Origin of the sequence: Brevibacterium sp. S22, assembly GCF_004745485.1 — a bacterium.
Taxonomy (GTDB): domain Bacteria; phylum Actinomycetota; class Actinomycetes; order Actinomycetales; family Brevibacteriaceae; genus Brevibacterium.
Genome location: NZ_RHFG01000018.1, coordinates 69243 through 81906, shown reverse-complemented (window position 1 = coordinate 81906; position 12664 = coordinate 69243). Strand labels below are relative to the sequence as shown.

Genomic DNA, 12664 nt, shown 5'->3' with positions numbered 1-12664 from the left:
GGTGATGCGTCGGCGTCGGGTGATGCGGGGCGGGGGTGTTGCCGTCGGCGTCGGGCGTTGCGTCGGCGTCGTCTTCAGCCGCGACTTCGCCCTGAGTCGGTGATTCCGGGGGCCTTGGGCTCGGCGTCTTCAGCAGCCACTCCACCCTCCGGCGCCACTTCCCCCTCCGACGCGACCTCACCCTCCGGTGCGACCTCGCCCTCCCGAGTCGGAGTCGGGGCCGGCGGGAGGCCGGCGCGGAAGGTCTCGAGGTGCGTCAGCACCGGGACGAGGAAGAGGATGCCGACGGCCGGCACCACGATGCCCGAGTCGTTGATGAGCGTGCCGACTCCCAACATGATCGCCAGGCTGATCATCGTCGCCCGCAGCAACGGGGTCCGCCAGTAGGTGTCCTCGATCCCGTGCAGCCCGAAACGCTGCGGGTCGAGCGCCATCCAGAACACGCCGATGATGATGAGCGGAAGCACCAGAGTCATCCACGACTGAGTGAGGATGTCGATGTTCATGCCGATCTTGCGAGCCAGGACGCTGAGCGCCTGACCGCTGATGATCGAGTCGAAGAACCGACCGAAGTGGGTGCGCTGGTCGGCTGGGCGCAGCCAGTCGAGGAACAGCACAGTGAGCATGACGAAACCGGCGATGCCCACCGTCAGCCCCAGACGTCTGAGCGAGAAGCGGATGCTCGCAGCAGCCAGCACCAGGTAGGCGATCCCGATGATGAGTGTGGGCACGGAGCCGAACTTCGTGCCCAGGCCGGGTGCGGCGAGGATGACGCAGGAGGCGAGCACGGGAAGAGTGACGATGAGGACCCGGTGCAGCGGCTTGGTCACCAGGGATGCGAACCCGGCGACCGCCAACAGCAGCGCACAGCAGTACAGCGCCAGCGCGGAATTCCCGATCCCGTAGAACCGGGAGGCGATGAGCAGCGGCTCACCCAGCAGAGTCGACATCTGCAGCTGGGAACCGGTGACGACGTCATAGGCGAGGACGGCGACGGTCACGGTGGAGACGAAGAGCACCGGCCCGAACTTGTGCCGCCGCCACGGCCCGAGCAGCGCCGCCACTCCGAGTACCAGCGCCCACCCTGCCAAGGCTCCGAGCATCGCGATGTCCGGGTTCGTCGCCCGCTCCCATGGCACCGTGTTGACCAGATAGGTCGAGATCGGCATCGCCGCAAACACCACACCGAGGCGGTAGGCCCCGGAATGGACGAGCTCACGATGGTTCTTCCGCATGAACCACGCCAGCGCCAGCAGCCCGACCATGAGCACAGCGACGACGGGGAAGAACCACGTCGACAGATCGTTCTGCGTCTTCACCGCCACCTGACGGTCGAGCACGGCCTGATAGCGCGAGTTCCAATCCGAGCCGTGCGACCCCGAGGTCATCGGTGCCCCGGCCGCATTGTCCATCTCCTCGGCCCCCGACAGAGCCACGAGCGTCGGCGCTAAGTCGGGCACCTGCACCAGCCCGGGCTGCCTGGTCGACGACGACGTGAGCAGTCCCGCCGGCTCGCCCGGTTCGACCATCATCGCCGCCTGCATCGACGACCCCCCATGGGCGCCGTCGGCGATCGAGGAGAACACCACGGGAACGCGTCCCTCGCCGAGGCGGTTCGGCCGGTCCGCACTCATCCATCCGGTCGATTCGAGGATGTTCCCGACCTGAGCGTCGAGCTTCTTCAGCGAGTAGCCGTCAGCTGCGGTATTGCCGAGATCGACGAGGGCGAGCTCACCGTCCCCAGCCGACTTCGCGACGTCTGAGCCCAGCTCGGAACCGACGGACGACCAGTTCTCGACATGTCCGGAGGGGGTGGCGGCGGCGATGGCTGCACCATTGCCGAAGGCGCGGATATCGGGCACCGCCTCGGCGAGGGCTCCGAGGGAGGCGTCGTAGTTGTCACCACGTGCCACCTGCGCATACACGTCCCAATCGGCGACCCAGCCGTCGAGCGGCGTCGCCGGCTCACGGCACAGTTCGCGGGGTTCGTCGGCGGCCCGCCGTCCGGATCCCAGACCCAGCCAGCCGTCGACCGGGCAGCTCGTCGCGCGCACGCTGCGCGGTGTGATCGTCCCGATCTGCCCGCCCTTCATCATCACCCACAGGTGCGGGGTGGTGCGGGGGCCGAGATCCTCGAAGCTGAATCCGGAGACGTTGATCGACACGACTCCGGGACTGGTCCCACCGTCATCCTGTCCCGCGGTCGGGGCTGCTTTCCGCGTATCCGGTGCCGTCTGCGCCGCGGCCTGGGCCGACCGGTCCGCGGCCGGGGCAGACCGGTGCGTCTCCGGGGCCGCCTGCGCTGCCTGGGGCAGACCGAGCACGAACAGGGCGATGGCCAGGACCCCGAGGAGAACCCGAGCGACGGGGGAGGTCACGGGGGCCCTCATCGGTGAGCCTCCTCGGCGTGTTCAGCACTGAGGGCAAGGAGGAAGGGCAGCAGCACCATGGCTCCGGTCGAGGGCACGGCGACCCCGGAATCGGTGAGCACGAGTCCGACGCCGAGCCCGGTGGCGGCGGCCAGGAAGCCGAAGTGCAGATCGGAATCGGTGAAGAGCCGGGGGAGTCGTCCCCGCCACTTGTTGACCAGGCGTCCGGTGCGGCTGCCGGCGTGGACGCGGGGGAAGTGGAGGAGGTAGCGGAGGAAGACGAGGATCGCGATGAGCGCGAGCGGGGTGACGATGGCCAGGGCCGGGTTGATCTGGATGATGTGGAGGTTCGCCCCCAGCTTGCGCCCGACGACCTGCAGGGCCTCACCCGTGACGATCTGGTCGAAGAACGTGCCGAAGTGCGAGCGTGCCCCCGTCGGGCGCAGCCAGTCGAGGAAGGCGATGCCGATGAGGATGGCCAACGAAGCCACACCGATGAGTGCGAGGCGGACGAGAGTCAGACGGATCTTCGACAGCAGCGCCAGCAGGACCATGAGGCCGGCGAGGATGGCGATCGTGCCGCCGAACTTCGCGCCCCAAGACGGATTGCCGGAGACGAACACGGCGGCGAGGCCGATGACGATCGGCACGACGATCACGGCACGAGCGTGACCTCGTGCTCGCAGCCAGGACACCACGAGTGCCAAGAAGATGAAGAGGCTGACGATGAAGATCGCCGCACCCTGATTGCCCAGTCCGTAATAGCGGCCGCCGACGATCGGGTTGTAGCCGAGCAGCGAATTCGCCTGCAGATGGGACCCGGTGGCCAGGTCGGTGGCAAGGATGAGCAGGTTCGCCCCGGCCAGCGCGCCGACCCGTCCCCGCCAACTCCGACCCCATGGCGGGATGAGGGAGACGACGAACAGCGCGGCGGCCGTGCCGATGACCGAGAGGAACAGACCGAGTTCGGGAGCGGTCGTCCGCGACCAGGGGATGAGCCCGGCGAGGAACGCGCCCATCGGCAGGGACGCGACGCCCAAGGACGCCCAGCCGAGGAATCGGTGGACGTGGGCTGCACGGGTGGCGCCGCCTCGGCGACCGAGGAACGAGCGGTTGAGCAGGACCGCGCACGCGAGGAAGAGGACGTAGAAGATGATGTCGAGGGTGATCGAGAACGTCGAGAGGTGCTGGTGGATCGTCGTCGACTTCTGCGCCTCGGCGACGAGATCGTCGATGCGCTGCTGCGGATCATCGTCGGTGGGGGTGAAGCCGAAGCCGACGGCACGCGGTGAATCGACGTCGAGGACATCGAGGATTCCCGGCGCCAGATCCGTGATCTGCAGCAGGCCGGGAGTGCGGGTCGTCGCCGAGGACAGGGAGCCGGGTGCGAGACCGGGACCTGCGGCGATGAACGCGCGCAGCTGCGGCAGACCGGAGCTGTCGCCGAGGCCCGCGACGATGATCGTCGGATCGGCGGCTCCGTCCTTCGCGTTCTCCCGCACTTCTTTCAGACGCACACCGAGGCGGCGGTCGGCTTCGGCGACGCGGGTCTCCCGGTCGAAGTCCGGCGGCACGGTATAGGAGTAGTTCGGGATCGGGTCGAACAGCCAGGACCGGATGCCGATCGCCCCCAGATCGACGACGTCGAGGCGGCAGTCCGTGGCGTTCGCGTTCTCCGTGAAGTTCGTCACCACCCCGTCGTCGTCTGCGGCGGCATAGGCGGCGCCGGGGCCTTCTGCTGCGACGCAGGGTTCGAGCAGAGAGTCCTCGTCTCCCTCCTCGGTGCCGGCGGGCACTACCTTGCCGGCTTCGGAGACGGTGCGCGAGAGCATCCCGTAGTCGACGGAGTATCCGGAGCCGATATTGGGCTCCTTGACCGCATCGAAGCCTTTGATCCGGGCCGTCGTCGCTCCTGCCACGGAGCGATCGGCATGAGCTTCATCACTCTTGGTCGCCTCATTCGCCGAGGCGGCCCCGGCCTCCTCGCCTTCGTGCACCGGCTCTGCGGCACCGGCATCGGAGTCGAGGGAATCGTGATCGTAGTCCGTGGTGGGGGCGATCATCGTCGGGCAGCGGGCCGGATCATCGGCGTCGGCATCCTCGGCGACGGGGGAGGGCCCGGCCTGCGCGCGGGCTCCGGCGCCGAAGGACAGCCAACCGGAGGCAGGGCAGGTGGCCGAGCCGATCGTGCGCACATTGAGATTAGCGGCAGCGCCCTCGGAAAGCAGGCGATAGAGGTTCGGAGTGTGCTCGGGATCGATATCATTGATGGTCAGGCCCGGAATGCCGAAGACGACCGTCTTCCCGGCCGGGGATCTGCTGGTGTCCGTGGCCTGTGCCGGGGCGGTCTGCGCTGAGGTCGCCTGTGTCGGGGCGGTCTGCGCCGAGGTCGCCTGTGCCGGGGCGGTTGACGGCTCGTCGGTGTCCGCGCCCTGCGCGGAGGCTGCCGGTCCGATTGCGAGGCCCGCAGTCAGGAGCCCGACCAGGAGACCCAGCATCAGGATTCTCAATGCGGGAAGTCGGAGGGGCAGGCTGGAGAGGGTCGGCACAGTTCAATACTATCGGCTCAGGTTTCGACCGGCCCTGAGACCGCTCTGAGCGTTTGCTCCCCAGGCCTGGAGCCATGTATATTTGATTGTCGTTGTGTGTACTTGTCGCACTCCCTTACATAGCCTCATGCGTTGCAGGCCCGTAGGTGAGGGGAATGCGTCGATAGGTTCACCCGATTGAAGACAACCAGCGCTTGAGACCCATTGGACTCACGACCCGATGAGGACCCGGCGCTGCACTGAACAAGATACGAAAAGAAGGCTACTTTTGCGTACGTACACAGCTAAGCCCGGTGACATTGAGCACCAGTGGCACGTCATTGACGCCACTGACCAGGTGCTCGGTCGCCTTGCTTCGCAGGTTGCACGCCTCCTGCGCGGCAAGCACAAGACCACGTTCACTCCGAACACCGACACCGGTGACTTCGTCATCATCATCAACGCCGACAAGGTCGCGCTGACAGGTGCGAAGCTCGAGAAGAAGCGCGCTTACCGTCACTCCGGTTACCCGGGTGGCCTCAAGAGCGTGAACTACGCCGAGCTCCTCGCCACCCACCCCGAGCGTGCAGTCGAGAAGGCTGTCGCCGGTATGGTCCCGAAGACTCGTCTCGGACGTGCCCAGATGCAGAAGCTGAAGGTCTATGCAGGTGCCGAGCACCCGCACGCCTCTCAGAATCCGCAGCCGTACGAACTCAGCCAGGTCGCGCAGTAAGCGCCTGAGCTCTAGACATCCCGAGGAGAACCGTGGCTGATACCACCAACGCGACAGAAACTGTCGAAGAAGAGATCACCGAATACACTTCCGAGACTCCTGCATCTGCTGGCCTGGGCGAAAGCACCGCCGGCGGACGTGGACAGTCCCTGACCGCTCCCGGCAACGGAGTGGGCCGCCGCAAGCAGGCAATTGCTCGTGTGCGCCTCATCCCCGGCACCGGTGAGTGGACGATCAACGGACGTACTCTCGAAGAGTACTTCCCGAACAAGCTGCACCAGCAGCTCGTCAACGAGCCCTTCACCCTGCTGGACCTCGGCGGACGTTTCGACGTCGTCGTGCGCATCTCCGGCGGCGGACCCTCCGGCCAGGCCGGCGCCGTCCGTCTGGGCGTGGCTCGTTCGCTCAACCAGATCGACGCGGAGTCCAACCGCGCCGAGCTGAAGAAGGCCGGATACCTCAGCCGCGATGCTCGCGTTCCTGAGCGTAAGAAGGCCGGTCTCAAGAAGGCCCGTAAGGCACCTCAGTTCTCGAAGCGCTGATCTCACTGGCGAACCGACTGTGGCTGGTCTGCCACTGAGTCGCAGTCATCGACAGTTCAGCATCATGAACATGAGAATGCGGCCCCGAACCAGGTTCGGGGCCGCATTTCTCATATCCGGACGCGGTCGCGCACGGCCGCCTCGGTGGCCCCATTCGCACACGGCCGCCTCGGTGGCCCCGGTCGCGGCAGCCCTGCCTCGCCTCGGTGACCACAGCCGCCTCGGTTTGTGCGGTTGGGCACAGCCGCCTCGGTGACCCCGGTCGCGCACAGCCCCGCACGTGCTTCATCCCGCCGTTCAAGCCCAAGCGCAGTTATCGAAAGGTACACCGGTCGATAAGTGCGCTCCGCCTTGAACGATTCACTAACGACCCAACAACGGGCCACCCACGGACTGCGGTGGCGTCGGTCGCGATCGGCCGCCTCGGCGAGGGCACCGTGTCGCGCCCAACGGATCGACTAAGATCGACTCCGACATTGACGAAAGGATCCCCATATGTCTCGACTCTTCGGCACCGATGGTGTGCGCGGTCTGGCCAACCGCGACATCACGGCCAAACTCGCACTCCAGCTCTCCGTCGCCGGCTCCCGCGTGCTCAGCCGCGGGTGGACCGGTGAGAGGCGGCCCTTCGCGGTGGTCGGTCGTGACACGCGGGTGTCGGGCGAATTCCTCTCCGCCGCTCTGAGCGCAGGAATCGCGTCGACCGGAGTCGATGTGCTCGACGCGGGAATGCTGCCGACCCCGGGCATCGCCGAGGTGGTCAAGGACACCGGTGCCGCGTTCGGCGTCGTCATCTCCGCCTCCCACAACCCCATGCCCGACAACGGGATCAAGTTCTTCGCCACCGGCGGCACGAAGCTCGACGACGCGGTCGAGGACGAGATCCTCGAGATCTTCGACCAGGACTGGGACCGACCGACCGGAGCCGACGTCGGCCACATCTCCCGCTACCCGGCGGCTGCCGATGAGTACACCGAACACCTCGTGCGCAGCCTCGACGCCGAGAGCGTGCGCCCCCTGTCCGGACTCAAAGTCGTCGTCGACTGCGCCCACGGCGCCGCTTCGATCGTGGGACCCGCCGCTCTGCGCCAGGCCGGGGCCGAGGTCATCGTCTCCGCCGCCGAACCCGACGGCTTCAACATCAATGACGGAGTGGGATCGACTCACCTCGAACCGCTGCAGCGCCTCGTCGTCGAGACCCAGTCCGATCTGGGCGTGGCCTTCGACGGCGATGCCGACCGCTGCCTGGCCGTCGACTCCCTGGGCCGCATCGTCAACGGCGACCAGGTCATGGGCATCCTCGCGATCGGGCTCAAGGAGCTCGGTGTGCTGAAGGGCGAGACCCTGGTCACGACCGTCATGTCGAACCTGGGACTGAAACAGGCGATGGACAAGTACGGCATCAAGACCGTGCAGACCGCAGTCGGGGACCGTTACGTGCTCGAGCGGATGCTCGCCGACGGGTATGTGCTCGGCGGGGAGCAGTCCGGACATGTGCTCATGCTCGATCACGGCACCACCGGCGACGGAGTGCAGACGGCCCTGCACCTGATGAAGCGCATGGCCGACGCCAAGCGGACCCTGGCCGACCTCGCCGCGGAGATCCCGCAGCTGCCGCAGGCGCTCGTCAACGTCAAGGGTGTGGACAAGAACAACGTCGATCACCCGCAGGTCGCCGCCGAGGTGGCCGCCGTCGAAGCCGAACTCGCCGACACCGGTCGCGTGCTGCTGCGCGCCTCGGGTACCGAGCCGCTCATCCGTGTCATGGTCGAAGCCGCCACCGAGGATGCCGCCGCCGCCCAGGCCGAGCGGTTGGCCGCCTCGGTCAAGGAGCACCTCGCCCTGTAGCGGGCGTCCTCGGGGCGCTTCGCATCCCTCAGGTAACGCGAACGTCGAAAAAGTCGTCACTGGCGACGACTATTTCGAGTTTCGCGTTACCTGAGCCTGTGGATTCGAGTGGGCGGTTATCCACAGGCGCAGAACTGACGGTTGTGGTCAGCTGCTCCGCTCCGGAATGCTTGATGCATGTTCGCATGTCTGACCTCGATCGAGCTCAACGCGGCGGGATTGAGCTCCCACCAGCTGCGAGTCGCTCAGCGTTGCTGCCTGAGGCGCGTCCGCCGCGGTGTCTATGTGGTGACGATGGTCTGCACCGACCCGGGACATCGATTCATCGCTGCTGTCGGTGGAGCATCTGGAACCACCCTGCCGCGTCAGTCGTCAGGGGCTTTGAAGAATAGTGAGGATCTGCGCATCCTCGTGCGATCCTATGTCGATGACCTCCCGGACGGAGCGGCATTCTCTCACCGGAGTGCCCTGATCGTCCACGGCCTCTCGATCCCGTATTTCGAGAACGACGAACCTCTCGTTGTGGAATTTGCCCATCCGGAGATCGGCGCGCGGCGTTCCTTCGTCCACATCTGGAAGCGGCCCTTGGAAGGCAGCACCGAGGATGTCAACGGTTGCCGTGTCACCACACTGCTGCGGACACTGCTGGACGTGGCCCGTGACTGCCCCTTGGCATTCGCCGTTGCTGTCGTGGACGAGGCGATCCGGCGAAATTTCGTTTCTGCTCGTGAGTTCGCAGACTACTGTGCCCGTGAACCGGTGCGGACCCGGCAGCGACGCATCAACGCAGTCATCACGAATGTCGATGCTCGGCGAGAGTCCGTGGCCGAATCGATCACGGCAGTCCGGTTCGTCGAATACTCAGTGCCGGGATTCGAACCGCAGGTGGTGATTCGCGACGAGAACGGAGACTTCGTCGCGAGGACCGACTTCGCCAATCCTCAGGCCCGAATCATCGCTGAATTCGACGGGGCTGGCAAATACTATCTCGACGGTGCTGACCCGAAACAGGCGTTCGAGCATGAGCGTCGGCGGGAGTATTCACTGCGCAATCTCGGCTTTCAGGTCTTCAGGATCACCTGGAAGGACCTCTTCAGGGGCGACTTGTTTCTGCGCATCAAGGACAGCGTCAAACAGCGCACACAGACAGCCTAAACGCGTGAGCTCCTTAGCCGAACCCGCGAGTCGACGGGACATTGGTCGGACGGGCGAATCGCAGTTGCATCCCTCAAGTCACGCGAATGTCGAAAAAGTCGTCACCGGCGACGACTTTTTCGAGATTCGCGTGACTTGAGCGGCGCCCGGGGGGTTCAGAGCTCCCGGAGAGGGCGTCCGTCGGCGGACGACAGGGCGAAGCCGCCACTGCGATATCCAACGCAGCACTCCGATGTAAGTGAGATGTAAGCGCCGGTTGGGAGCATCGAGGTATCCGAGGGCGGGTCAGAGTCGACTGTCGTCGGATGAGAACTTCACCTCTTCCAATGATCGGAGATCCATGATTCTGCAATCCCAAACCGTCCTCAGCGATTCCCTACGTGAGGACTCTGCCGATCCCAGTGCGCAACTTGCTTCGATGGTCGGCTCCACGGTGATCCACCTGCCCGGAGACCCGGGCTACGACGAAGCGAGGACGCTGTGGAACACAGCAGTCGACCTGCACCCAGCCGCGGTCGTCGAGCCGACCACCGCCGCCGAGGTGTCAGCCGTCGTTACGGCCGCTAGTCAGCTCGGGCTCCAAGTCGCACCGGTGAGCACCGGCCACAACGCCGGTCCGCTTGTTCAGCACGATCTTGCTTCGACCGTCCTGGTCAAGCTGTCTGCTATGGACGGGATCGAGATCGACCCCTTGACTGCCATGGCGAGAGTCCAGGGCGGTGCGCTGTGGGGCGACGTCACCGAGGCGGCTGGTCGTCACGGACTTGCCTGCCTGCACGGGTCGTCCCCCGATGTCGGCGTGGGCGGGTACCTGCTGGGCGGAGGCATCTTCCTCTACGCGCGTCGTCTGGGCATGGCCACCAGCAGCCTCACCGCTGTGGAGATCGTCCTCGCCGACGGTGAACTCATCCGCGCCGACCACACTCAGCATCAGTCGCTGTTCTGGGCACTGCGCGGTGGCGGCGGCAACTTCGGCGTCGTCACTGCCTTCGAATTCTCGCTCTATCCGGTGGAGACAGTGCACGCGGGAATGATGGTCTGGGACATCGACGACGCCGACCGGGTGGTGCGTGCCTGGGCCGAATGGGCTCCGTACGCGCCGCACGAGATCACGACGTCGATGCGCATCCTCAACCTGCCGGACTCACCGGACATACCCGAGTCCGTGGCAGGGCGACCCGTCGTCTGCATGGACGGTGCCGTCCTGGCCGATAAGAAGCGTGCGGTAAGGGTGCTTGCTCCGCTGCGGAAGCTGTCTCCGCGGGTCGACACCTTCGCGCAGGTGCCTCCGAGCTCCATTGCCCGGCTGCATATGGATCCGGAAGGGCCGACCCCGGTCACCGGAGACACTGCACTGTTGGGACGACTGACCGATGAAGCCGTCGATGCGTTCCTTGCCGAAGTCGGCCAGGGGACGGAGCACTCCCTGCTCTCGGCTGAACTGCGCCAGCTCGGCGGCGCTCTGGCCAGGAAACATCCCGACGGTGGGGCGCTGAGCCGGATGGACGGGAGCTTTCTGCTCTTCGCCGCGGCGATCGCCGACACTCCTGAGAACGAAGAGCGGGGAAAGCAGGATGCAACCGAACTGGTCCGGGCCATGTCACCGTGGAGCACCGGTCGTCAGTATCTCAACTTCGCTGAGGAGCCGGTCGACGTCGGCGACAGCTACGGTCAACGTGAGTGGCTGACGCTGACCCGGGTCAAGAGCGCATACGATCCTGAGAACGTGTTCGCGGCGAATCATCCCGTGCCGCCTGCGCAGCCCTGAGCACTGGAGCGTCACTCGATCTGCCAGCGATCGGGAATGGTATCGGGAAGTCGATGCGACGGTAGAAGGATTGGGCATCATGCCGGTGGCGGAGAGAGGAGGATTCGTCTCCCATCTGCTCTTCCGCCTCGGCGAGGCGGGCGACAGCCTTGGCGGCGAACAGCCAGCATCCGGACCACTGGGCAAGCTCGAGGCCGGCGCGGGAGTGCACGATCGCTGTCTTCGGCCTGCCCCACATCAGTTGTGCCTTCGCCATCGATGTATGAGCAATGGCGGCCAATGGGAAGCGCCCTGCCTCGTGGGCGAAGCGGAGCGCGGTTCGGTACCAGTCGAAGCATCGGACATCGCCGTCATCGCGCATCGAACAGGCGACATCGAGCAGAATCGGACCCACGTCGACTTCAGCGGAGTCCTGACGTGCGATGGTCCAGGCTGTGAGTGCTCCGACCGCTGAGTCGTGGCACCGACCTGCCCGCCGGTCGATCTGACTGCGAGTGCGCCACCACATCGCCTGCCGTGCCTTGGGGCCGGTCGGTCCGCCGGCGGCCGTCAGCGACTCTTCGGCTCGGTGCAGGCGTGACATGTGGGTGAGGACGAGGGCACGGACGATGCGCAGCATCGCATCGGTTCCCGTCGTCCGCTGGTCGAGCCTTGACGCTTCTCCGAGGAGCCGCAGGGCGCGGCGGAGGTCTCCGGTCAGCGCCATGACTGTCACCATGTCTTGGAGCAGGATCGCACACAGATTCTCGTGCCCCAGCCCGGAGTGGAGGGCTTCCAGCCGTTCCAACAGTGACAGCGCCTCGCTGTGACGCCCCTTCGCCATGAGGATATAGGCGAGTTCACGGCGCAGAACCGATCCGCGCATCGTCGGATCCGCCACATCCTCGCTGCGTGGTGTGAGGTCGCCCGCGGGGTCGAGGACGGCGAGGTCGGACCGGATCTCCTCTTCACGATTGCGAGCGAGTGTGCTGTGAGTATGGAGCAGGTCCGGGCTCGGGTCGATTCCCAGTTCGGCGAGGGCGCGGTGGACCTCGACGAACGTTCGGGGCAGCTTCGCACCCTGACCTGTCTGCTGCAGGGCCGAGAGCTTCAGGACCTGAGCATGCTCGTTCTCCGGGTGCTCATGCGTCAGGCGAGTGAGCAGCCTGAGCGCAGTGCTCCCGTCGCCGAACTCCAGATGGAATTCGGCGGATCTCTCTCGAATCCGGGTGTACAGACCGCTGAGCTCGGACTGCCAGTCCGCCGTATCGGGCAGGTCGACGTCGGGAAACGGTACGCCGCCCCACTGAGCCGCGGCTGCCTCGAGGCAACGGAGCGTCTCGAGGTCGTGGTCGGGCATATCCTCGGCGAGGGCGGTGCGGGCACTGTGCTCGAAACGCCACGCATCGACGGAACTCTGGCCGAGATCGAGTCGGTAGCCATTCGGTGAACTGCGCAGGACACCGCCTCCCAGCTGATTTCGCAGGCGGTGGATCTGGACGTGCAGGCGAGTGGTGACACGCTCGGACCACTCATCCGGCCACAGCCCTTCGACGATGAGTGACGCCGGCGTCCAGGCTCGGAGCCGGAGAACCAACAGAGACAGCAGGGCTCGCTGGGTGCGTCCATGTACCCCGTGGGCCACACCATCATGGAGAATCTCCACACGCCCCATTACGCGCACATCCATCCGGTCATCGTAGAGTCTCGAGATACCGGGCGGAATACTTCGACGAACCTCA

8 protein-coding genes are annotated in these 12664 nt (G+C 65.8%); 5 read left to right on the top strand and 3 right to left on the bottom strand.

Annotated features, from left to right (window positions below; all coding sequences use genetic code 11):
* Positions 1-74: 74 nt before the first annotated feature.
* Positions 75-2390 carry a hypothetical protein gene (locus EB835_RS14315; RefSeq protein ID WP_240688757.1) on the bottom strand — a complete coding sequence of 772 codons (2316 nt, stop codon included), beginning with the start codon at positions 2388-2390 and terminating at the stop codon, positions 75-77.
* The gene (locus EB835_RS14310; protein WP_135810125.1) at positions 2387-4867 is read right to left on the bottom strand and encodes a hypothetical protein; all 2481 of its coding nucleotides are present in this window, start codon (positions 4865-4867) and stop codon (positions 2387-2389) included. Before EB835_RS14310 ends, EB835_RS14315 begins: the two co-directional genes overlap by 4 nt.
* Before the next feature lie 319 nt (positions 4868-5186).
* On the opposite strand from EB835_RS14310, the gene rplM reads away from it, so the two are divergent.
* The 5 genes from rplM to EB835_RS14285 all read left to right on the top strand — a co-directional run bounded on the left by rplM (position 5187) and on the right by EB835_RS14285 (position 10943).
* Entirely contained in the window at positions 5187-5630 is a 444-nt protein-coding gene (rplM, locus tag EB835_RS14305) for a 50S ribosomal protein L13 (RefSeq protein ID WP_135810124.1), read from the top strand.
* Positions 5631-5662: 32 nt separating this feature from the next.
* Positions 5663-6172, top strand: a complete 510-nt coding sequence (rpsI, locus tag EB835_RS14300; RefSeq protein ID WP_135810123.1) for a 30S ribosomal protein S9 — start codon at positions 5663-5665, stop codon at positions 6170-6172.
* A 495-nt stretch (positions 6173-6667) separates the two neighbouring features.
* Positions 6668-8020 (top strand): phosphoglucosamine mutase, encoded by a 1353-nt coding sequence (gene glmM, locus EB835_RS14295; protein ID WP_135810122.1) that lies wholly within the window; start codon positions 6668-6670, stop codon positions 8018-8020.
* 177 nt (positions 8021-8197) lie between these two features.
* The gene (locus tag EB835_RS14290) at positions 8198-9175 is read left to right on the top strand and encodes a PDDEXK family nuclease (protein ID WP_135810121.1); all 978 of its coding nucleotides are present in this window, start codon (positions 8198-8200) and stop codon (positions 9173-9175) included.
* Between the two features lie 340 nt (positions 9176-9515).
* The gene (locus tag EB835_RS14285) at positions 9516-10943 is read left to right on the top strand and encodes an FAD-binding oxidoreductase (protein ID WP_205749947.1); all 1428 of its coding nucleotides are present in this window, start codon (positions 9516-9518) and stop codon (positions 10941-10943) included.
* Here EB835_RS14285 and EB835_RS14280 read toward each other — a convergent pair.
* Positions 10876-12612, bottom strand: coding sequence for a BTAD domain-containing putative transcriptional regulator (locus EB835_RS14280; protein ID WP_135810120.1), 1737 nt, complete (start codon positions 12610-12612; stop codon positions 10876-10878). The genes EB835_RS14285 and EB835_RS14280 overlap by 68 nt on opposite strands.
* Between the last annotated feature and the right edge of the window lie 52 nt (positions 12613-12664).